Annotated in this window: 18 protein-coding genes; 6 read left to right on the plus strand and 12 right to left on the minus strand. The window is 69.5% G+C overall.

What is annotated here, in order from left to right:
* Positions 1 to 98: 98 nt before the first annotated feature.
* Both OXM57_13760 and OXM57_13765 read right to left on the minus strand, forming a co-directional pair.
* Entirely contained in the window at positions 99 to 1,055 is a 957-nt protein-coding gene (locus OXM57_13760) for a DUF368 domain-containing protein (protein MDE0353744.1), read from the minus strand.
* Positions 1,052 to 2,113: a DUF933 domain-containing protein gene (locus tag OXM57_13765; protein MDE0353745.1), complete on the minus strand. Its 1,062-nt coding sequence runs from the start codon at positions 2,111 to 2,113 to the stop codon at positions 1,052 to 1,054. Before OXM57_13765 ends, OXM57_13760 begins: the two co-directional genes overlap by 4 nt.
* An 86-nt stretch (positions 2,114 to 2,199) precedes the next feature.
* On the opposite strand from OXM57_13765, the gene OXM57_13770 reads away from it, so the two are divergent.
* Both OXM57_13770 and OXM57_13775 read left to right on the plus strand, forming a co-directional pair.
* A complete protein-coding gene (locus OXM57_13770) occupies positions 2,200 to 3,210 on the plus strand; it encodes an NAD(P)-dependent glycerol-3-phosphate dehydrogenase (GenBank protein MDE0353746.1) in 1,011 nt (336 codons plus the stop codon).
* Between the two features lie 70 nt (positions 3,211 to 3,280).
* Positions 3,281 to 3,571 carry an NIPSNAP family protein gene (locus OXM57_13775; GenBank protein ID MDE0353747.1) on the plus strand — a complete coding sequence of 97 codons (291 nt, stop codon included), beginning with the start codon at positions 3,281 to 3,283 and terminating at the stop codon, positions 3,569 to 3,571.
* Here the strand turns inward: OXM57_13775 and purN are convergent.
* From purN to OXM57_13825, 10 genes are all read right to left on the minus strand, one after another.
* Positions 3,568 to 4,200, minus strand: a complete 633-nt coding sequence (purN, locus tag OXM57_13780) for a phosphoribosylglycinamide formyltransferase (GenBank protein MDE0353748.1) — start codon at positions 4,198 to 4,200, stop codon at positions 3,568 to 3,570. The genes OXM57_13775 and purN overlap by 4 nt on opposite strands.
* Positions 4,197 to 5,198, minus strand: coding sequence for a phosphoribosylformylglycinamidine cyclo-ligase (purM, locus tag OXM57_13785; protein ID MDE0353749.1), 1,002 nt, complete (start codon positions 5,196 to 5,198; stop codon positions 4,197 to 4,199). Before purM ends, purN begins: the two co-directional genes overlap by 4 nt.
* A complete protein-coding gene (purD, locus tag OXM57_13790) occupies positions 5,195 to 6,511 on the minus strand; it encodes a phosphoribosylamine--glycine ligase (protein ID MDE0353750.1) in 1,317 nt (438 codons plus the stop codon). The genes purM and purD overlap by 4 nt, the downstream gene beginning before the upstream one ends.
* A 4-nt stretch (positions 6,512 to 6,515) precedes the next feature.
* Positions 6,516 to 7,949 carry an amidophosphoribosyltransferase gene (gene purF, locus OXM57_13795; GenBank protein MDE0353751.1) on the minus strand — a complete coding sequence of 478 codons (1,434 nt, stop codon included), beginning with the start codon at positions 7,947 to 7,949 and terminating at the stop codon, positions 6,516 to 6,518.
* The gene (locus OXM57_13800; protein ID MDE0353752.1) at positions 7,946 to 9,106 is read right to left on the minus strand and encodes a 5-(carboxyamino)imidazole ribonucleotide synthase; all 1,161 of its coding nucleotides are present in this window, start codon (positions 9,104 to 9,106) and stop codon (positions 7,946 to 7,948) included. Before OXM57_13800 ends, purF begins: the two co-directional genes overlap by 4 nt.
* Positions 9,106 to 9,567, minus strand: coding sequence for a 5-(carboxyamino)imidazole ribonucleotide mutase (gene purE / locus OXM57_13805; GenBank protein MDE0353753.1), 462 nt, complete (start codon positions 9,565 to 9,567; stop codon positions 9,106 to 9,108). The genes OXM57_13800 and purE overlap by 1 nt, the downstream gene beginning before the upstream one ends.
* Positions 9,568 to 9,646: 79 nt before the next feature.
* Positions 9,647 to 10,639 carry a phosphoribosylaminoimidazolesuccinocarboxamide synthase gene (locus OXM57_13810; GenBank protein MDE0353754.1) on the minus strand — a complete coding sequence of 331 codons (993 nt, stop codon included), beginning with the start codon at positions 10,637 to 10,639 and terminating at the stop codon, positions 9,647 to 9,649.
* Positions 10,626 to 11,387, minus strand: coding sequence for a phosphoribosylformylglycinamidine synthase subunit PurQ (locus OXM57_13815; GenBank protein MDE0353755.1), 762 nt, complete (start codon positions 11,385 to 11,387; stop codon positions 10,626 to 10,628). The genes OXM57_13810 and OXM57_13815 overlap by 14 nt, the downstream gene beginning before the upstream one ends.
* 43 nt (positions 11,388 to 11,430) lie before the next feature.
* Positions 11,431 to 14,346: a phosphoribosylformylglycinamidine synthase subunit PurL gene (purL, locus tag OXM57_13820; GenBank protein ID MDE0353756.1), complete on the minus strand. Its 2,916-nt coding sequence runs from the start codon at positions 14,344 to 14,346 to the stop codon at positions 11,431 to 11,433.
* Positions 14,347 to 14,381: 35 nt separating this feature from the next.
* Complete coding sequence (locus tag OXM57_13825) at positions 14,382 to 15,365, minus strand: aldo/keto reductase (protein ID MDE0353757.1); 984 nt, start codon at positions 15,363 to 15,365, stop codon at positions 14,382 to 14,384.
* A 57-nt stretch (positions 15,366 to 15,422) separates the two neighbouring features.
* Here OXM57_13825 and OXM57_13830 point away from each other — a divergent pair, with 57 nt between their 5' ends.
* The 4 genes from OXM57_13830 to OXM57_13845 are packed head-to-tail and all read left to right on the plus strand — an operon-like array spanning position 15,423 to position 22,113.
* On the plus strand, positions 15,423 to 17,159 hold the full coding sequence (locus OXM57_13830; protein ID MDE0353758.1) for an ATP-binding protein: 1,737 nt from the start codon (positions 15,423 to 15,425) through the stop codon (positions 17,157 to 17,159).
* Between the two features lie 9 nt (positions 17,160 to 17,168).
* The gene (locus tag OXM57_13835) at positions 17,169 to 18,326 is read left to right on the plus strand and encodes an exonuclease SbcCD subunit D (GenBank protein ID MDE0353759.1); all 1,158 of its coding nucleotides are present in this window, start codon (positions 17,169 to 17,171) and stop codon (positions 18,324 to 18,326) included.
* Positions 18,323 to 21,187 (plus strand): SMC family ATPase, encoded by a 2,865-nt coding sequence (locus OXM57_13840; GenBank protein MDE0353760.1) that lies wholly within the window; start codon positions 18,323 to 18,325, stop codon positions 21,185 to 21,187. Before OXM57_13835 ends, OXM57_13840 begins: the two co-directional genes overlap by 4 nt.
* Entirely contained in the window at positions 21,187 to 22,113 is a 927-nt protein-coding gene (locus OXM57_13845; GenBank protein MDE0353761.1) for a hypothetical protein, read from the plus strand. The genes OXM57_13840 and OXM57_13845 overlap by 1 nt, the downstream gene beginning before the upstream one ends.
* Positions 22,114 to 22,157 lie beyond the last annotated feature (44 nt).

The following is a 22,157-nucleotide window of genomic DNA, read 5'->3' on the forward strand; positions in this document are numbered from 1 at the left end:
TGGAAAAGCCCCGGCCTCGATCTCCGCGGCCGTGAGGACGACCGACTTGCAATGTTTCAGGTCCCGATCGGCATCCGGTCCTTCGACGGCCGTTGGGGTCAGCCGGCTCGCCGGTGGACCCAGGCGCTGAAACCCACCACCACGAGGGCAGCGGCGGCGGCCAATCCCACCGGCACGGCCAGGTCCGGGCCGGGCGGTCCCAGGGTGGTGGCGCCGGCGCCGGTCTCGTCGCCCAGCCCGACGGGCCACGGCCAGAGGATGCGGAACGAGCCGAGCATCAGGCCGATCATGGCGGCCACCACCAGATCGTGGTGACGGTCCAGCAACCGGTGAAGGAACCGGGAGAAGATGCCCAGGCCGACGGCCGCTCCGATGGCGAAGGCCGCCAGATGACCGAGGCGGGCGTCGTTGACAATCGCCAGCACGTGCTGGTACATGCCTATCGCCAGCAACATGAACGATCCGCTCACCCCGGGCAGGATGAACGCGCAGATGGCGAGGGCGCCGGCGCCCACGAACACATACCAGCCCGGATCGGTGATCACCGACGACCGCAACCCGAACAGGATGAACGATACGATGCCGACCAGCCCCGCCACCACGCCGTGACGGACACCGGGCTCGCGGATGATCCGCCACGCCACCCAGACGGAACCGGCGATGAGACCGAAGAAGACGGCGGCCGTCCGGACGGGATGGTCCCGTAGCAAGCCCTCCACCACCCGGGCCAGCGAGACCACCGCCAGACCCGCGCCCAGCACGACCGGAGCGAGGAACCACCAGTCGACCCCTCCGGCCGCCCGGCGGGCGCCGCGCAAGTCGCCCTTGAGAGCTCTCCCGGCCGAGCTGGCGCCGGCGTAGACGGCGGACACCAGGCGCGGGTAGATGCCGGAGACCAGGGCCACCGTCCCCCCCGACACTCCCGGGACGAGATCGGCCGACCCGATCGCGTAGCCCCTGAGAGCCAGCAGCAACAAGCTGGTGACGGACGGACGGATCGGACGGTTCAACGGCGCCCGTCCCAGCATGATCGGAAGCCACGGGACCCGCCTCATACGGAGAACCGCACCATCATCACGTCCCCGTCCCGGACCTCGTAGTCCCTGCCCTCGACCCGCACCGCGCTGCCGGCCCTGGCCTTCGCCCATCCGCCGCATCCGATCACGTCCGTGATGGTGGCCATCTCGGCCCGGATGAAGCCTCTCTCCATGTCGGAATGGATCTTGCCGGCCGCCTCCCGCGCCGGGGTCCCCTCCGGAACGGTCCACGCCCGGGACTCTCGACGGTTGACCGTGTAGAAGGTGACCAACCGGAGAGCGTCGTGGACAGCCCGCACGACCCTGGCCGGCGCGCCCTCCCCCAAGCCGAGACCCTCGTAGACCTCGGCTCGCTGCGATGCCTCCAGGCCGGCCACCTCCTCCTCGATGAGGGCCGAGACCGCCAGCACCTGATCGGTGGAGGGCACGACCGCTCGAACCTGTTCGACGAGCCTGTCGTTCCCGACATCGTCCTCGGCGACATTGACCACCCACACGCACGGCAGCAGGCTGAGCGGGGCCATGTCGCGGAACGCCCGGACCTCGGTATCCGACCAGTCCGCCCGCCGGAGCGGCACCCCCTCCCCCAACCGCTCGGCCGCCCGGGTAACCGCCTCGGCCACCGGGCGCAGGCGCGGGTCGGCGGCGGCCTCCTTCGTGAGGCGCTCGTTGCGGCGTTCGAACATCTCGAAGTCCGACAGGGCCACTTCCAACAGCAGGTCTTCGGCCTGGCCGACCGGATCGGTTCCGTGCTCGTCGGTCGGCACAGCATCGGAGTCGTGAGCCCGCAGCACCGCCAGGAGCAGGTCCGGCTCCCGCCCGGCGCCGAGCCCCCGGATCGAACCGGAGCGCACCGCAGGAAGGTCCACCAGGTCCAGACCGGCCTGGGTGACCTTGCGGGATCCCTCCAAGGCCGCCAGCCGGTCGAGGACTCGGTCCGGCATCCTGACCGTGCCGATCCTGGGTTGGGTGGTGGTGTAGGGGTGCGGCGCGGTGAACGCCTCCAGGCCGGTCAACGCGTTGAACAGCGTGGTCTTGCCGACGTTTGGAAAGCCGAGAAGGCCGGCGCTCGTCATGAACCGTTGAGGGTACCCACAAAATGCCCCAGTTCGGAGGTGCTGGCGCCGTCAACCGGGTGGAGAACCATCTACGATTATCGGTCATGCGCTTAGCGGTGATCGGAGCCGGATCCTGGGGAACGGCCATAGCGAAGCTCGCCTCCGCCAATGCCTCCGTAGGGTTGTGGACCAGGCGAACCGAGCTGGCCACGGCCATCAACACCGATAGGGAGAACGCCGAATACCTTCCCGGGGTTCGCCTGTCCTACCGGATCACAGCCACCACCGACTTCACCCGGGCTGTAAACGGAGCGGCCGCGGTGCTGGTCGCGGTGCCATCCCACGGCTACCGGGACGTCCTGAAGAAGGCGAGCGGCATCATCCCGACCTCCATACCTGTGATCAGCCTCGCCAAGGGCATCGAGGTCTCCACCGGCCTGCGCATGTCGGAAGTCACCCTGGACGTGCTCGACGGTCACGATCCGAGCCGGGTGGGCGCCCTGTCCGGCCCGAACCTGTCGGAAGAGATCATGCAGGGCCAGCCCGCCGCCACGGTCCTGTCCATGCCCGACCGGTGGGTTGGCAGAGAGATCCAGTCCATCCTGGGCACGCCCCGGTTCCGGGTGTACACCAACCCGGACCTGATCGGGGTGGAGGTGGCCGGCGCTACCAAGAACGTCATCGCCCTGGCGGCCGGGGTGTCGCTCGGTATGGGATTCGGCATGAACACCATGGCCGGCCTGGCGACGCGGGGCCTGGCGGAGATGACCCGCCTCGGCGTCGTTCTCGGTGGTGAGGCACTCACCTTCGGGGGTCTCGCCGGCGTGGGTGATCTCATGGCGACCTGCGGGAGCCCGAGCAGCCGCAACCACCAGGTGGGATACCGGTTGGGTCAGGGACGCGAGATCAGCGGGATCACCACGGGCATGAAGACGGTCGCCGAGGCGGTGCGGACCACCGAGGCCGTTCTCCAGCTCGCAGCCCGGCACGGCGTGGAAATGCCGATCGCCGAGGCGGTGGGGAGGATCCTCTACCAGGGTGAGACCGTCCATGAGGCTATGAGAAGCCTCATGGACCGGGTGCCCACGCAGGAAGGCTACGGCATCCTCGCCTGAGGGCTGCTCCGCCGGCGCGCGACCACGACCACCCGGAACGGACCGGAAGCAGTGCTGTACGATGGGGAGCATGAACGCCCAGCTCCGCATCTATGACATCAAGCCGGGAATGATGGAAGAGTTCGCCGCAAAAGTCGACGAAGAGCTCCTACCCATCCGGCTGGACCACGGCTTCCGGCGTAGCGGCCCATGGGTCGTAGAAGAGTCCTACCAGTACGTATGGATCGTCCATCACGACGGCGAGGAACCCTTCGAGGAAGTCGACAAGCGCTACTACGCCGATCCTCGTCGCGACGAGATGTCGTTCAACCCCAAGGACTACATCACCAGGGTCGACGTCAGGATGCTGACCCGCATCTAGGGAAGGGTGCTGCCCGGCCGGCGCCCTTCCAGCAGGGTCGCCACCGTGTCGACCAGCAGCCGGTGCTCCACCCGATGGATCCGTTCTTCGAGGGTGTCGATCGAGTCGTCGGGAAGGATCGGTACCTCCTCGTCGGCGATGACCGGACCGTCGTCCACCCCCTCGTCCACCACGTAGTGGACCATCACCCCCGCCGAGGCGACCTCTCCGGCCCGGTATGCCGTCCAGGTGTCCTCGATGGCGTTGGCGCCGGGAAACGCCCCGGGTAGCGCCGGATGGAGATTGATTACCCGCTCCGGGAACCGGTCGAGGAACGCCGTCGACAGGATGTGCATCCATCCGGCCAGCACGACCAGGTCGGGTTGCCCGGCCTCCACCGCTCCGGCCAGGTCGGCGTCGTAGCGACGGCGGGCCGCGGCGCGATCGGGGGCGTTCCGGAGATACGGCCCGAGCGGGCGGCACTCCTCGGGGATACCGGCCCGGCGGGCCCGCCGGCGGGCGGGCGCTCCACTGCGGTTGACGATCACCCTGGCCAGCTCGGCTCGAAGCCGGCCCGCCTCCACGGCGTCGATCAGCGCCTGGAGGTTGGTGCCCGATCCGGATGCCAGGACCACGAGCCGGGCGGTCACCGCCACGACCCGGTGAACACCACCCGCTCATCCCCATCCGACGCGGGCACGACCGATCCGATCTCGAGGCAGCCCAGCTCGGCCGCGCGCCCGCCCAGACCGCGGTCGATCACCACCGCCATGCCGATACCCATGTTCCAGGTCCGGAAGGCCTCGCCGTCGTCGATCCCGCTCCAGGCCACCAGGCTGGCGAAGGGCTCTCGCACCTCCCACGATCCCAGCTCGACGGCCGCGCCCAGGCCGGCGGGCAGGACCCGGGGGAGGTTGTCGACCAGCCCGCCGCCGGTAATGTGAGCCAGCGCCTTCGGGACCACGCCCCCGGCCTGCAGGGAGCGCACGATCGGTAGGTAGCTGCGGTGGGGCGCCAGCAGGCTGTCGAGCAGGTCCGGCGCCGGCTTCCGGCCGTCGAGCAGGCGGCGGACCAGCGAGTAACCGTTGGTGTGGGGTCCGCTGCTCGGCAGGCCGAACACCAGGTCCCCCTCCCCGATCTCGTCGAGACGGGGCCAAAGGTTGTCGCGGTCCGCCATCCCGACGATCGTTCCGGCGATGTCCACCGCGCCCGGCCGGTATACGCCCGGCATCTCCGCGGTCTCGCCGCCCAGGAGGGCACAGCCCGCCTCGCGGCAGGCCTCGGCGATGCCCGCCACGATGTCCGCCGCCACTTCGGGGACCAGCCGCGACGTGGCTATGTAGTCGAGGAAGAACAACGGCTCGGCGCCGACCACCAGGATGTCGTTGACGCAGTGGTTCACCACGTCGATCCCCAGGTCATGCCAGCGCCCGTAACGTCCTGCCAGTTCGGCCTTCGTCCCGACCCCGTCGGTGGAGGCCACCAGCACCTTGCCGGGTCCGAGCCGGTCGGCCGCGTAGATACCGCCGAATCCGCCCCCGCCGGCCAGCACTTCGTCGGTGGCGGTGGAGGCGACCGACGCGGCCAGCAGGTCGACCGTCCGGTTGCCTGCGTCTATGTCGACCCCGGAGTCGCGATAGGTGATCATCTCCCGGCCGCCGCCCGGGACGGCGCCGCTCCGGCCGCGGCCGCCGGTGAGCTGCGGCCGATGTCCCGCCGGTAGTGGGCGCCCTCGAAGGAGATGGCCTCCACCCCCGCGTAGGCCCGCTCGGTCGCCTTCTCCAGGGTGCTTCCCAGGGCGGTGACGGCCAGCACCCGGCCGCCGGTGGCGCGGGTCACGCCGCCGGAGCGGTCGGTCCCGGCGTGGAACACCACGCATCCCTCGGCCGCCGCCCGGTCGAGGCCGCTGATCGGCGCGGGCCGGGCCGCGGCGGTCGGGTATCCGGCGGATGCCATCACCACGGTTGTGCACGCCGACCGCGACCACCCTACGGACAGGCCTCCCAGCGAACCGGTGGCGCAGGCCGCCATGATCTCGTAGAGGTCCCCTTCCAGGAGCGGCAGGACGGCCTGCGTCTCCGGATCGCCCAGGCGGCAGTTGATCTCGAGCACCTTGGGGCCGGCGGCGGTGAGCATCAGCCCGAAGTAGATGACGCCCCGGTAGGGCGTGCCGGCCTCGCCGAGGGCTTCGAGGGTGGGGCGGATGAACCGGTCGCCCACTCCGGCCAGCAGTTCGGCGGTGGCAACGGGCGACGGGACGAAGGCGCCCATCCCGCCGGTGTTCGGCCCGGCATCGCCGTCGAGCAGCCTCTTGTGGTCCTGGGCCGCCGGCATCACGGCGAAGTCGGCCCCGTCGCAGAACGCGAGCACCGACACCTCGACGCCCCGCAGGCGTTCCTCGACCACCACCTCACGGCCTGCTTCCCCGAACCGCCCGTCCACCAGCATGGCGCGGATGGCCGCTGCCGCCTCGCCACGGGTCTCGGCCACCACCACGCCCTTGCCTACGGCCAGCCCGCTCGCCTTGATGACGGGGACCGAGGGAAGCTGCTCGAGATATGCCAGGGCCGGAGCGGCCTCGCGGAAGGCGGCCGAGGCACCGGTCGGAATCCCCAGCGCGTCGAGGAAAGTCTTGCAGTAGGCCTTGGAGGCCTCGAGCCGGGCGCCGGCCGCGCCGGGTCCGAAGGCGGGGATGCCGACCGCCTCCAGCGCATCGGCCAGGCCTGCGGCCAGCGGCGCCTCGGGGCCGACCGCCACCAGATCGACCGACTCGCGCTCGGCAAGGGCGACCAGGGCGGCCACGTCTTCGGCGCCCACCGCCACGTTCTCGCAACGCTCCTCCTGGCCGGTGCCGGCGTTGCCGGGCGCCACCAGGATCCGATCAACCCGGGCGGATCGGGCCAGGGAGCGGCAGATGGCGTGCTCGCGGCCGCCGCTACCCACCACGAGCACCGCGGTCACGAGCTCACTCCCCCCACACGGAGGCGAACCGATCCTTGACGCCGAACCGCAGCTGGACGTAGCGCTCCGGCTGGAAGGGGTACTTCCCGGTGAAGCACGCGTTGCAGAAGCCGTCCTCGGCGTCCAACGCCTGCATGAGGCCTTCGAGCGACAGGAAGGCGAGCGAGTCGGCGCCGATCTCCTCGCGCATCTCGGCCACCGACATGCGCGAGGCGACCAACTCCTCAGGTGTGGCCATGTCTATCCCCATGTAGCAGGGATGGGTGATCGGCGGACAGGCCACCCGGACGTGTACCTCCGCGGCTCCGGCGTCGCGCAGCATGCGAACCAGCTGCCCGCCGGTCGTTCCCCGCACGATCGAGTCGTCCACCATCACGATCCGTCGGCCGGCGAGGTTGTCGCGAAGCGGGTTGAACTTCATGGCGACCCCGGCGTCGCGCAGATCCTGGGTCGGCTCGATAAAGGTCCTGCCCACGTAACGGTTCTTGATCAGCCCCTCGGTGTACGGCAGGTTCGCTTCCTGGGCGAACCCGACCGCGTGGGGCGTGCCCGAGTCGGGAACCGACAGGACCAGGTCGGCGTCCACCGGGGCTTCGCGGGCCAGCTGGCGGCCGAGACGCTGGCGGACGCTGTGCACCAGCTTCCCGTCGTGCACGGTGTCGGGCCGGGAGAAGTAGATGTGCTCGAAGGTGCAGAAGGCGCGGGGTGGTGGCGGCGGCCCGCCCGGGCTGATGTGGAGCCCGCGGGCGTCGATGCGGGCGATCTCACCCGGCTGCAGCTCCGCCACGAAGTCGGCCCTCGTGGTGGAGAAGGCGCAGGTCTCCGAAGCCAGGATGTAGCCGCCCTCGATCTCCCCGATCACCAGCGGACGGAATCCCCAGGGGTCCCGCACTCCGTAGACGGCGTCACGGGTGAGGATCGCCAGCGAGTAGGCGCCCTCGGCCCTCTGCATGAGCGAGCGGATCCGGTCCAGCCGGCTGCCTTGGGACGTCGCGAGGAGGTGCAACATCAACTCGGTGTCGGAGGAGGTCTGCAGGCCGATGCCGCTTTCCAGCAGCTCCCGGCGCAGCCGGGGCGCGTTGACGAGGTTGCCGTTGTGCGCCACCGCCAGCGGGCCGTCGATGGTCTCGATGACCTGGGGCTGGGCATTGCGCAGGGTCGATCCACCGGTGGTGCTGTAGCGGGTGTGGCCGATGGCGGCACCACCCTTCAGACCGGAGAGGACGTCTTCGTTGAATACCGAGCCGACCAGTCCCTCGCCCTTGTGCACATGGGCGTAACGGCCGTCATAGGTGGCGATCCCGGCGGCTTCCTGGCCCCGATGTTGGAGGGCGAAGAGTCCGAAAAAGGCGATCCTGGCCACCTCCCGATCCCTCGCGTAGACGCCGATCACCCCGCACTGCTCGCGAGGGCTGTCCCGGTCGGCGGCGGGAGTCATGACCCGCTCCCGAGTCTTCGCCGGGCCGCCAGAGCCCGCTCGAGGGCGCGGTCGGCCGAGGTGTCCGTACACGTGATATGGCCCATCTTGCGGCCGGGCCGCACCTCGTCCTTGCCGTAGAGGTGGAGGTGGACGCCGGGGTCGGCCAGCGCAGCAGGCCAGTCGGGCGGGGTGGCTCCGTCGCCCCACAGGTCACCGAGAAGTTGCACCATGGCCGCCGGACGGCAGGCCCCGTCACCGAGGGGCAGACCGCATATGGCCCGCAGCTGGCGGGCGAACTGGCTGGTCGGGGCGGCCTCGATGGTGCAGTGGCCGCTGTTGTGGGGCCGGGGCGCGATCTCGTTGACGACCAGATCCTCACCCGTCACGAACATCTCCACGCACAGTACTCCGACCAGATCGAGGTGACGCGCGATCGTCATGGCGAGGTCCAGCGCCGCGGTGGCCACGGCGGGAGGTACCGACAAGGGAGGGGTGACGGTCGTGTCGAGGATGCGGTTGACGTGGACGTTCTCCATGACGCCGTGATGGGCCACCTCGCCGTCGAGACCGCGGGCGACGATGACCGAGATCTCGGCATCGAAGGGAACCACCTCCTCGACCACCAGGCGCTCGCCGTCGAGCGCTCCGACCACCCGGCGCGCCTCGTCCTCATCGACGGTGCCGAGCCGCACCTGGCCGCGGCCGTCGTACCCGAACCGGGCCCGCTTGGCGATCACCGGCGGACCGAGCGCCTCCACGGCCCGGACCAGCTCGGCCGCCGTGGCGACCTCTCGAAAACCCGCCACCGGCGCACCCGCCGCCATCAGGGCGCGCCGCTCGCGACCGCGGTCCTGGGCGGCCGCGATGACCCGCCCGGCGGGCCGCACTGGTACGCCCGACCGGGTGGCCAACTCCTCCAGCAGACCCACCTCCACGTTCTCGAACTCCCAGGTGATGACATCGCATCGATCGACGAAGCGCTGCAGGGCCAGGTCATCGTCATAGCCGGCCGCCACCTCGACATCGGCCACCCGCCCTCCCGGCGTGTCCTTGGCCCCTCCGGTCAGCACGGCCGTGCGGTAGCCGAGACGGTGCGCCTCGAAGGACAGCATCCTCCCGAGCTGCCCGCCCCCCACGATGCCGACGGTGGCGCCCGGCGCCAATGCGGACTCCATCACAGCTCGAGCTCGCTCGCGGCCACCTCCGCGGCTCGCCCGGCGCGGTAGGCGGTGAGCCGCTCCGCCAGTTGCGGATCGCTGCGGGCCAGGACGGCCACCGCGTAGAGGCCGGCGTTGGTGGCCCCCGCCTCCCCGATCGCCATGGTGGCCACGGGCACCCCGGCGGGCATCTGGACGATCGACAGGAGCGAGTCCATGCCCTTCAGGGCCCTGCTCATGATCGGTACGCCGATGACCGGGACGATGGTGTGCCCGGCCACCATTCCCGGGAGGTGGGCGGCGCCGCCCGCGCCGGCGATGATGGCCTGGAGCCCCCGCCCGGCGGCCGATTCGGCATAGCTCACCATCAGGTCAGGCGTTCGGTGCGCCGAGACGACCCGGCACTCGTGCGGGACGCCGAAGTTCTCGAGCACCTCCGCGGCGCGGCGCATGGTGGGCCAGTCGGACTCGCTTCCCATGATGACCCCGACGAGTGGTCGATTGGTCACGCTGCTGTCCTACCCCTCTCGCTCGCGGCGCGGCCGTCAGGGGGTGCGGTCATGGACAATGGTAGGCGCGCAGCGCCGCGACGGCTCGCGGTGCTACCGGGTAGGGCGCCGGCGCCAGCGGCCGGCCGGTCAGCGCCTCGAAGACCTCCAGATACGCCCGGGCGGCTCTGGCGGCGAGATCGCCGTCGAGGGGCGGCGGGTCGCCGTCTCCGGTGAAACCCTGCGCGGCGTAGTCGAGGCGCACCAGTTCCTTGTCCAGGTTCTCGGGCTCGGCGCCGGCGGCGCGGCGCTCCTCGACGGTGGCGCTCCGCCAGAAGCGCGACGAGTCGGGCGTGTGCACCTCGTCGATGATGACCACGCCGCCGTCCGGGTCGAGCCCGAACTCGTACTTGGTGTCGACCAGCGCCAGCCCGGCCGCCTCGGCCGCCTGCCGGCCCCGCTCGAACACGGCCAGCGCCACGCTCCGTACCTCCTCCCAGATCCCCGTCTCCACCAGGCCATCCTCCACGATGTCGCGCTCGGTGATCGGCCTGTCGTGGGCGCCCGCCGCCCCCTTGGTGGTGGGGGTGATGATCGGCCGGGGCAGCGGGTCGTTCTTCCGCAGCCCGTCCGGGAGGCGGATGCCGTAGGCGTGGCGGGCGCCGGCCGCGTACATGGTCCACAGCGAGGTGCCGGTGCTGCCGGTGAGGCGGCTCCGGACCACCACCTCCACCGGGAGGGTCCGGCACCTGCGGGCGATCATCACGTTGGGATCCGGCGTCGCGACCATGTGGGTGGGAACCAGGTCGGCGATGCGGCCGAACCACCAGGCCGACAGCTGGGTGAGCACCTGGCCGCGGTACGGGACCGTCCCCAGCACCCGGTCGAACGCGGACAGCCGGTCGGTGGCGATCAGCGCCAGGTGATCACCCAGATCCACCACGTCGCGCACCTTGCCCCGCACGACCGGACCGATGTCGTCCACGGAGGCGGGATCGATCCCGGTGAACGGGCGGGCCATCGCCGGGCCGAGGTCGGGGCCGGGCACCTTACCGCGCCGCATCGACGAACGCCTCGAAGATGGCCAGGCCCAGGCCGCCGGGCGGGCCGCCCGGTCGCTGCCAATCGACCACGTGGTCCTCCGGATGCGGCATCAGCCCGACCGCCGTCCCGGTCGGGTCGCAGAGGCCGGCGATGTCGCCCACCGACCCGTTGGGGTTGGCCGGGTAGCGCCCGCCCGCCACCTGATCCGTTCCCGCGTGGCTGTCCTCCGACAGGTAGCGGAAGGCGACCAGCCCCTCATCCTCCAGGATCCTGACGACCTCGGGGTCGGTCACGGCCACCCGGCCCTCACCATGGGCCACCGGGCAACGGATCAGGGCGCCCTCGATGGCGCTCAGCCAGCCGGACCGGCAACCGGGCTCGACACGCAGGTTCACCCAGCGACACTCGAAACGCCCGTTGGCGTTGTCGGTGAGCGTCACCTGCCTCGGCGTTCCCGGTTCCACCAGGAGGCCGGACTTGAGTAGCGCTTGGAACCCGTTGCAGATTCCCAGTACGGGCCGCCCCGACCGGACAGCGCCGGCCAGTTCCTCGTACAGCCACGTCCGGAGCTCGAGAGCCAGGCGGGCACCGGCGCCCAGGGCGTCGCCGTAGGAGAACCCGCCGGGAAGCACCAGGGCGGCGAAGCCGGATATCGACACCACTCCCGCACGGAGATCGTTCATGGAGACGATGCTCGGGTCTCCTCCCGCCAGCTTCACAGCCAGAGCGGCCTCCGCATCGCGATTAGTCCCCGGGGAATGGAGGATGAGGACCGGCGGCGCGGCTACGGCAAACTCCTTCGGGCTGTTCTCATAGGATCTCCTCCCTTGGAGACCGTCCGTCCGGGGCTGGTCCTCGTCCGGTGAAGGCTCGCACCGCCGCATCGAGGTCGATCGTAACCGGCTTGTGGCCGGCCGCCGGCCCGGTCACACCTATGCGGATGGAAGGCGCGGCGGTCACCGCACCGATACGGCGCCCGAGCGAACCCAGCCTGGCCGCCATGTGGTCGCGCCGGGACCGGGGCGACTCCAGTAGCAACCGTCCCGGCGCTTCGTTGGTGAGCGCGACCACGACGCTCGGTCCCGGCGCCGGGACGGTCACCTCCACCCCGAGCCGACCGCCGACGGCCATCTCGGCGACAGCCGCCGCGACGCCGCCGTCGCTCACGTCGTGGGCGGCGGTGACGCTTCCCTCGGCGATCAGCCGGTGCACCGCCAGGTAGCGCTGCAGGGGATCCTCCACCGCCGGCGGGACCCGCCGGTCGCCGATGCCCAGCAGCTCGTCCACGAGCGAGCCTCCGAGCCGCTCCGAGGGCTCCCCCACCAGCCAGAGATCGTGGCCGGCGCTGGTGAGGGCGCTGCCGATCGTCCGGTGCAGGTCGGGAACCAGCCCCAGGGCCGAGATGAGCAGCGTGCCGGGGATCGCCTCCCCGGCGAACTCGTTGAACAGGCTGTCCTTGCCCGAGATGAAGGGCATGCGGTAGCGGCGCGCCCCTTCCAGGCATCCCTCCACCGCCCTCACCAGCGATCCGAGCCGGTCCGGCTTGGTGGGATCCCCCCAGCAGAAGTTGTCGAGCAGGGCGACCCGTCCCGGATCGGCCCCTACCGCCACGAGATTGCGTACCGCCTCGTCGATGGCGTGCATGGCCATCGCCCAGGGGTCGAGGCGCCCGATACGCGGGTTGATGCCCACGGCCAGCGCCACGGCCATGTCATGGCCCCAGGTGCCCAGGGGTTTGAGGACCGCACCGTCCCCCGGACCGTCGGCCCGGACGCCGACGAACGGCCGGCCGACGGTTCCTCCCCGGACCTCGTGGTCGTAGGTGCGGACGATGGCCTCCTTCGAGGCTACGGTCGGATGGGACAGGAGGTCGAGGACGAGCCTGGCCGGGTCGGCATCGGGCACTCGCACGGGCTCCGGTGTCGGGTCGGCCCAGCGCCCGACCATCTCCCGCCTCGGGACACCTCCGTGAAGGAAATCCATGGGGAGATCGACCACCGGGGTGTCGGCGTAACGCACCACCAGGCGTCCGGTGCCGGTGAACGACCCGAGATCGGTCATCTCCACGTCGTGACGGCCACAAATGCGGCGAAGGGTCTCGACCTCATCCCCCGGCACCGCCAGCACCATGCGCTCCTGGGCCTCGGACAGCCAGATCTCCCAGGGTTCCAGGCCCTCGTACTTCAGCGGTGCTCCCGCCATGTCCACCTCGGCGCCGAGGTGCTCGCCCATCTCGCCCACCGCCGAGGAGAACCCGCCCGCGCCGCAGTCGGTGATGGCGTTGTAGAGGCGGAGGTCGCGAGCCTCCTCGACCACCTCGATGCAGCCCTTCTCGGTGATCGGATCGCCGATCTGCACCACCGTCCCGGCCTGCTCGGCGGTCGCCTCGTCCATCCCGGCGGAGGAAAAGGTGGCGCCGTGGATGCCGTCCCGGCCGGTCCGGCCCCCGATGGCGATGATCCGGTCACCGACTCCCGGATCGGTGGGATGCGATCCGGACGGCAGCAGGCCCAACGCCCCGCAGTAGACGAGCGGATTGGCGATGTATCCCTCGTCGTAGAGCACCGCGCCGTTGACGGTGGGAAGGCCCAGCTTGTTGCCGTAGTCGCCGATTCCGGCCACCACTCCGTCGCGGACCCTGCGGGGATGGAGGACGCCGGACGGCAGGTCCCGGTCTACCAGATCGGGCGGACCGAAGCAGAGGACGTTGGTGCAGGCGATGGGCCGCGCCGACACCCCCATCACGTCTCGAACCACCCCGCCAATGCCCGTGTTGGCGCCCCCGAAAGGTTCAAGTGCCGATGGATGGTTGTGGGTCTCAACCTTGAAGGCGAGGTCGAAGTCGGTGTCGAACGCGACGATGCCGGCGTTGTCGTCGAATGCCGACCGGAGCCAGGGAGCAGCGAGCTCTTCCGTGACCGTCCGCAGCGCGGCCAGCATTCCGTCGTAGCGAGCGACCCTGACGGAGCCGTCCGCTCCGGTGTGCTCCAGGCGGACACGAGCCCGGAAGGTCTTGTGCATGCAGTGCTCCGACCAGGTCTGGGCGAGCGTCTCCAACTCGGCGTCGGTCGGATCCCTTCCCTCGCTCCCGAAGTGTTCCTGGATGGCCTGCATCTCGGCCAGATCCAGCGACAAGAGGCGTTCCCGGCTGAGACTCATGAGATCCGCGTCCGCCAGACCGGACAGCCCGACAGAGTCGACGCGGGCGCCCGCCGTGGCCGGGGTGTCGAAGGAGGGCGGTATGGAACCGAGCGAATACTGCTCGATGGTGTCGTTGGCCAGCAACCGCCTGCTTACGGCCGAAACGGCGGCCCTGTCGAGGTCGCCGATCAGTTCGTACCGGCGGGCGGTGGAAGCCCGCACCGCGGGCAGGCCCAGGGCGGCCGCGGCCCGCTCCAGCTCCCGCGCCTCGGTATCCGTGACGCCCGGCCGCGGCGCCACCTCCACCGCCGGGTGGGGCGTGGGCGCCGGGGAGCCCACCACCAGCTCGTCCACCACCGGGTCCACCAGGACCTCGCGGCACAGCCGGTCGATGTCGGTCGCGGACAGGTCTCCCTGCAGGTAGTGGACCCTGCTGACCCGACAGGCCACCAAGCCGGTCACTCCCAGGAGGCGAGCACCCTCCACGATCCGGCCCGCTCTCGGGTCGTCAGAGGATGTCACCTGGACGCGCACCGTCACGCCGCTGTCACCCCCGGACCGCCTGCCTACGTGGGTGGTCGGCAACTCGGACAAACCTCAGATGGCCGTCTGGTTTGCAGCTATCGGGAGACCTCGTCCAGCGCGGCCAACTCGTCCTCGGTGAGCGTCATTGTCGTGAACTCGATCAGCGGTTCCAGCTGCTCGGTGTTGCGAACACCCGCCAGCGCGGCCCCGACACCCGGCTGGGCAGCCACCCATGCCAGCGCGACGGAAGCAAGCCCGACCCCGTGGGACCCGGATACTTCCTCCATCACGGCGAGGATGCGTCTTCCCTGGTCGTTCAAGTATGCGGAGGCGGTGCCGGCCCGAGGGCTGTCGACTTGCTGTCCCGACGAGTACTTACCGGTCAGGAAGCCGACGGCCAGTGCGTAGTAGGGCAGGAAGGCCCATCCCTCTCGCCGAGCGATGGGGAGGGTGGTCTCCTCGACACCCCTCTCCACCAGGCTGTACATCTGCTGCAGAGCGACGGGGCGGTGGAAGCCGCCGGCCTCCGTGACCCGCGCCCATTCCTCCAGGCGTTCCGCCGAGTAGTTGGAGAGGCCTAAGTAGCGCACCTTGCCCTCATCCACCAGTTCCGACAGGGTTCCGATGCTCTCCTCGAGGGGTGTGTCGGGGTCGTCGTAGTGGGTGTAGTAGAGGTCGATGACGTCCGTGCCCAGACGCCTGAAGGAGGCTTCGATGGCGGCCCTGATGGTGGCGGGGGCCAGACCCTTGTAGTCGGGATGGTGGCTGACCTTGGTGGCGATCACCATGTCGTCGCGGTTGCCTCGTTTCTTCATCCACCGGCCGATGATGGTCTCGGACTCCCCTCCCTCGTTTCCCGGCACCCAGGCCGAGTACGAGTCCGCGGTGTCGATGAAGTTGCCGCCGGCTGCGTGGTAGGCGTCGAGGACCGCGCACGAGGTGGCCTCGTCAGCCGTCCAGCCGAAGGTGTTCGTTCCCAGGGCCAGCGGGTATACCTCCAGCTCGGAGCCGCCTAGTGGTCGTCGCGGCGAATTTATGGTCAGGGCATCCTCCTCATGTGATGTCCGGTATTCAAGCAAACCGCGTTCATGGGTTGGCGGCAGCGGGCGGGACAATCCCCGACCATTGACCACCTCATGGCCGTCACAACCGCATGTCATAATCGGCTGGTGACGAATCAGACAGTGGGAAGGGTGCTCGGCACCGATGATTCGACTCCGCTCGAGTTCTGGGTAGCGGTCGCGAACGGTGAGCATCTACAGCTTGACGACATCGTGGCGCTCGACCGGATCCTGCCGACCGGCGAGGTCATCTCGATCTACGGGATCGTCGGGCAGGTACGGGCGCGTCATGAAGGAGCTCGGTTCGACTCGGACGTCTTCCTGATCGCCGATGGTGTCCTGCCGGCAGATGTGTCGGAGGCAGCCCAGATCCAGGTCACCCGGGTCGTACCGGAAACGTTCGTACCACCGCTGCCGGGCGCCGAGGTACGGAAGGCAGTCGACGAGGAGCGCGACGAGGCGCTCGACATGGTCGATGTCGAGCATCGGTTGCCGGCCGGCCTCACGCGCGACGGCCAGCCGGTGGTACTCGACCTCGAGTTCATCGACGGCACCAAGGGCGCCCACGTCAACATCTCGGGGATCTCCGGAGTCGCCACCAAGACCAGCTACGCGACGTTCCTGCTCTACTCGCTGTTCAACTCGGGTGTACTGGGTGCGGCCGCCACGAACACCAAGGGGCTCATCTTCAACGTCAAGGGCGAGGACCTGCTCTTCCTCGACCACAGGAACACCCGTCTCGACGAGGCGGAGCGGGCCCGCTACGCCTTGCTCGGGCTCGAAGCCGGACCGTTCCGGTCCATGAGGGTGCTCGCTCCACCGCGCAAGGGCGATCCCAACGGTACGCCGGCCACCGGGGCCCGTACCACAGGCGTCCGGCCGCTGTACTGGACGGTCGCCCAGTTCTGCGAGCAGGGACTCCTGCCGTTCCTGTTCGCCGATGCCGAAGACGAGCGCCAGCAGTACACCATCGTGGTGCAGTCGGTCACGGCCCAGCTGCAGCGTTGCGCCAGGCAGTCCGACACGTCCGACGGCGGCGTGCGGATCGACGGGAGGACGGCGCGCACCTTCCCCCAACTGGTCACGATCATCTGCGACAAGCTGCTTCCGGAGGACCCGGACGAGGACGCCGATCCGCAGTGGACCGGGCGGTCGATCTACACCGGCACGATCAACGCCTTCGTGCGCCGCCTCTCATCCTCGGAGCGGCATGTCGCGCATCTCATCCGAGCCGACATCGACGACGCCAAGACACACGCTATCGACCTCGACTCCCAGCAGGTGACCGTCGTCGACCTGCATATGCTCCATGACCGGGCGAAGCGTTTCGTGGTGGGCGTCGTGCTGCGGCAGGCGTTCGAGGCGAAGGAGGCCGCCGGCACCGCCGAGCCCCTGCAGTTCGTGGTCCTCGACGAGTTGAACAAGTACGCGCCCCGCGACTCGTCGAGCCCGATCAAGGAGATCCTGCTCGACGTGGCGGAGCGGGGCCGCAGCCTCGGGATGATCCTGATCGGCGCCCAGCAGACGGCCAGCGAGGTGGAGAGGCGGGTCGTCTCGAACTCCGCGGTCCGGGTGGTCGGCCGGCTCGACGCCGCCGAGGCCGGGCGCGAGCAGTACGGGTTCCTGCCGGCGGTGCAGCGGCAGCGGGCCACCATCCTCAAACCCGGTTCGATGTTCGTCTCCCAACCCCGCCTCCCCGTGCCCGTCCTGCTCGAGTTCCCGTTCCCGGCATGGGCCACGCGGGTGGCGGAGGCAGACCTGGGCGGAGGGCGGAGCGATCAACCTGCCGACCCCTTCGACGGGCTGACCTGAGCCCGGGCCTTGAAACTCCTCCACACTTCGGACTGGCACGTAGGGAAGACGATCCGGGGAGCATCGCGGGCGGATGAACACACCGCCGTCCTGGCCGAGATCGCGCACATAGCGGCGCGTGAGGAGGTCGATCTGGTCATCGTGGCCGGCGACCTGTTCGACTCGGCTGCTCCGTCCGCCGAGGCGGAGAGCATCGTCTACCGAGCCCTCCTCGAGTTGGCCGACACCGGGGCCGACGTGGCCGTGATCGCCGGCAATCACGACAACCCCCGCCGGCTCCGGGCGGTCGCTCCCCTGCTGCGGCTCGGGCAGGTGCACGTGGTTGCCGAGCCGACTCGGCCCGAAGACGGCGGCGTCATCGAATTGCGCGCCGGTGACGGATCGGACGTGCGGTTGGCGATGCTTCCGTTCGTGTCCAAGCGCGGCATCGTGCGGGCCAAGCACCTAATGACAAGCCAGGCCTTCGAGAACGCCCAGCACTACAGCGAACGCCTGCGGCTCCTGATCGAACGACTGTGCGAGCCGTTCGGCGCCGACACCGTGAACCTGTTCACGACCCACGCCTTCGTGCTGGGCGGCCAGGCCGGAGGCGGTGAACGACCGGCTCATCTGGTCGAGGAGTACGCCATCACGGCACCGTCCTTCCCGGTGACGATCGGGTACGGCGCGCTCGGCCACCTCCACCGTCCGCAGAGCGTCAGGCACCCGCTCCACTACTGCGGTTCGCCGCTACAACTCGACTTCGGCGAGGCCGAGCAGGTCAAGCAGGTGAACGTTGTCACCCTCGAACCGGGAACGCCCGCCGATGTCAATACGGTGCGCCTTACGGCCGGCCGCCCGCTGCGGACGCTGACGGGCACGCTCGAGGAGCTGACCTCGGCGATCGTGGAGGATGACGCCTGGCTGAAGGTGGTCGTCCAGGGCCCGGGCCGGGCCGGGCTGGCCCAGACGGTACGGGAACTCCTCGGTCCCGGAGTGGTGGACGTCCGGGTCGAGTCACCCGCCTCGGATACCCGGAGGCGGAGCCTCGATCATCGCAGCCGGTCGCCGCAGGCGCTCTTCGGCGAATACCTCGAGTACGAGAACATCGAGGACCGCCGGGTCCGCGACCTTTTCGGGCAACTGCTGGACGAGCAGAACGACGCGCCGGTGGGGCCTGGCCTATGAGACCGCTGCGCATCTCGATGAAGGGCTTCGGGGCGTTCCGCGAGGGGACCGACATCGATCTCGCCGATGTGGACCTCGTCGCGCTGGTGGGGCCCACCGGGTCGGGCAAGTCCACGATCATCGACGCCATCACCTTCGCCCTCTACGGCACGGTCGCCCGCTACGAGAACAACCGTCTGGTGGCGCCGGTGATCAACCAGACCAGCAACGAGGCCCGGGTGGCGCTCGACATCGAACTCGACGGGCAGGTCCTGACGGCTGCCCGCATCGTGCGCAGGACTTCCGGCGGCGGGGCGACCACCAGGGAAGCACGCCTCGAGCGGGGCGCCAGTGTTCTCGCCGACGACGCCACCTCCATGTCTCAGGAGGTCGAGGGGATTCTGGGGCTGGATGTGGAGCAGTTCAACCGGACGGTCGTGCTCCCGCAGGGCAAGTTCGCCACCTTCCTCCACGCCAAGCCCAGCGACCGGCAATCCACTCTCGTCCGGCTACTCGGTATGGAGTTGTACCGGCGGATAGGCCGGGCAGCACGCCGGCGAGCCGCCCAGGCCCGCAATCACGTCGATGCGCTGCGACCGGACTTCGAGAGGGAGACCCGCGAACTCACCGACGAGCGGCGTACCGCTCTCGAGAGTCGCATCAAGGAACTGGACGCGGCGAATGCCCGGATCAGGACCGACAGAGAAACGATCACCTCCCTCGATGCCGAACTGCGCGACCTCGATGGCGTTATCGAACAACTCGACCACCAGATCGACCGGATGGACGCGGTCACCACACCGCCCGGCCTCGCCGAGTTGGCTGGTCGGATCACGGACGCGACCCGGGCTCGGGTCGAGGCGGAAGACCACCGCAGGGAGATGAGTAAGAAGAGACGACTTGCCAACGAGGCTGTCGCGAACGGTCCCGATGTCGCCGCCGTTCGCCTACGGCTGGAGCTTCACGCCGAACTAGCGCGACGGATCCAGGAGCACGACGAAGTCGTCACGCGACTCGACAGAGCGGTACAAGAGTACGAGTCGGCCAAGCGAACCGCCGATCAGGTCCGCGAGAAGCAGGCGGGACTAGACCGCCGCGTCGGCGAGGCCAGAGAAGAGGAAGCAACCGCTCGCGCGGCCCGCGATGTCGGTACCACGGACGCCCAGGTCGAAGCATGGTCGAGATCACACGCCCGCCATGAGGCTGCCTCCAAGGAAGCCCGTGAGACAGCCGAGGCCGCTCGGTCTGCCGAGGCATCGATCGGACCGCTCCAAAGGGCGCTCGAGCAAGCCGAATCGGCGGCTGTGAAGAGTTCGGCCCGGCTGGCCGAACTGCGAGGCCGAGACGTTGTCCTCGGGCACGTCCACCTGCTCGAGGTGGGTTCGGACTGCCCGCTGTGCCTCCAGGAAGTGCATGAAATCCCAGCTCACGACATGGGCGCGGAGTTGCCGGCGGCCGAAGCCGACAACGAGCGAGATCTCGCCGCCAGCGCTGACGCCAAGCAAGCACGCGACGCGGCACAAGCGGTCCTGATCCAGCGACGTGCCGGCGCCCACACGGCTACGAAGACCCTGAGAGAGTCCGAATCCGACATCGCTTCGATCCCGCCGGCCGACCAACTCGCGGCGCTACGGGCACAGGCAACCGGGTTGACCGAGGCCGTCAGCACCGCGGAGGGAGCGACCCGGCAGGCCGAAACCGCGGCAAGCGGGCACCGGGAGTCGGCGACCTACATCGACGCCCTCGGGAGTGAGCGCATCGCGGATCAGCGGGTAACCGGATTGTCCGCATCCGAAACCACCCTCCGAACACAGGTCACGACCCTCCGAGCCGGGGCCGCCGAGCTGCCCGGCAGGGACGAGTTGAGGGCCCAACTCGCGGAAGCCGAGCATCTAGGAGCCACCCTGAAGAAGGCGGATTCGGGCTTCAACGAGGCCGAAGCACGATACGAACGGGTAACTGCCGAACTGGAGGAAGTGAACCGTAGCCACGCGCGGGCAACCGAGCATCTGCTGGCCAGCCGGGACCGCGTCGCCGCTTTCGGCGCTCCGGCGATCGACACGACTGACCTGGTGACAGCCTGGGCGGTGCTGACCGACTGGACACAGGACCAGACCGGGGCGGCCACAACCAGACGTCGAACTGCGGTGGAGCAGCGGACCGCCAGAATGAGCAGCCGATCCGCGGCCGTCTCCGCCCTCAGGGAGCTGTGCGCCGATGTCATCGAAGGCGTCGATCCGGACACGTCGGTGGCGGAGTTGGGCGAGATGCTCACCACGCAACGAGCAAACTCCGCGACGGAACTCGCGCACTTCGACCGGCGACGCGACCAACTCGAGCAACTGCGGGAACGCATCGGCGCGCTGAACGACCAGGCCGTGGTAGCGACCCATCTGGGCCGGCTCCTACGCACCGACGGCTTCGAGAGCTGGCTGATGGAGGCGGCGCTCGAACAGTTGGTCGATCGGGCAACCGGACGCCTCTTCGAGCTGTCCGACGGCCAGTACTCGCTCACGCTCCACAAGCGCGATTTCGCGGTGCGGGATCACACCAACGCCGACGAGGTACGCAGCGCCCGGACCCTCTCCGGCGGCGAGACGTTCCTGGCGTCGCTGTCGCTTGCGCTGGCCGTGGCCGACGCCACTGCGGAACTGGCTGCCGAGGGCGCGCCGAGGATGGAATCGATCTTCCTCGACGAAGGATTCGGAACGCTCGACCCCCACACCCTCGACACCGTCGCCACCGCGGTCGAGGAACTCGGGACTACCGGGCGCTTCGTGGGGATCGTCACCCATATCCGGGAACTCGCCGACCGCATGCCGGTACGCCTAGAGGTAACCAAGACGGGGGGATCCGCCACCGTGGAACGGATCGAGACCTGATGGAGTTCAGCGTCGAGTCGTGGGCGCCCGAATACGGGTCGTCTCTCAACGTGTCGTCCAGCGAGGACGCCGAGGACCTGGCCGACGCCACGGTCGAGCGAGAGCTGGACAACTGGGCTCCGATCGACCCGGCACCTGCGCGCAGACCCGATGAGATCGCGTTCATCGACGGCATACAGCGGATCGACGCCCGGATCTGGATACACGAGAACGGTATCTCCACGCCCGCCGTCTGCGTTTCGATGGCTGCCGGCGCAACGGTCTGCGCGCCCGGAACCGCCATCACCACAGGCATCCGGGTAGCGCGTTCGCTGGTCGCGCCCGCCGCGTCCACCGCGGGCCCGATCGGCACCCGCCACGCCACCTACGAATTCGTGCCCGCCCAGGATGAGACGCCCGAAGCCACCTACCTCGCCATTCACGGGCGCCGGACCGAACTCGAGGTCGGCGTGGCCCGCTCCGTCTCCTGCGGTCTCATCGTGTTCGACGGTCCGCTGCGTGGCCCCACCGACCAGCGAGGCGTCGGCTACATCAAGACCCACCACAAGGTCTACCTCCCCCAAGCCGTCCGGGCGATACTCGGCGACCTGGGCGATGGGCAGCGAACGCCCCTCTTCTTCCTCAGCGGTGGCCCGGGAGGCGGCCGCTGGTCCTGGTACCTGCGCCTACCCGGCCCACGAGTCCACCCGATGTCGGGGATCGTCCGGCTCGAACTCCCGGGGACGGGTACCGCGGCCGAGGCTGTCCAACGCGCCGAGCACGTCAGCGCCTGCCTACCGCAGTTCGCCAGCGAGCCCCACAAGGAGCCAAGGGCGCCCCAGAACCTGTACCCGATAAGCGGCATCGAGCGAGAACTGCGCAGGCGACTCGGCGATGCGCACCTGCTGGAACGCTCTCTACGAATCGCCGCTGGACACGGGACTTGAGCAGCGCTCCGGGATATCCTGAGGTCACTCGAGGAGCGAAGGAG

Source organism: bacterium, assembly GCA_028820935.1.
GTDB lineage: Bacteria > Actinomycetota > Acidimicrobiia > Spongiisociales > Spongiisociaceae > Spongiisocius.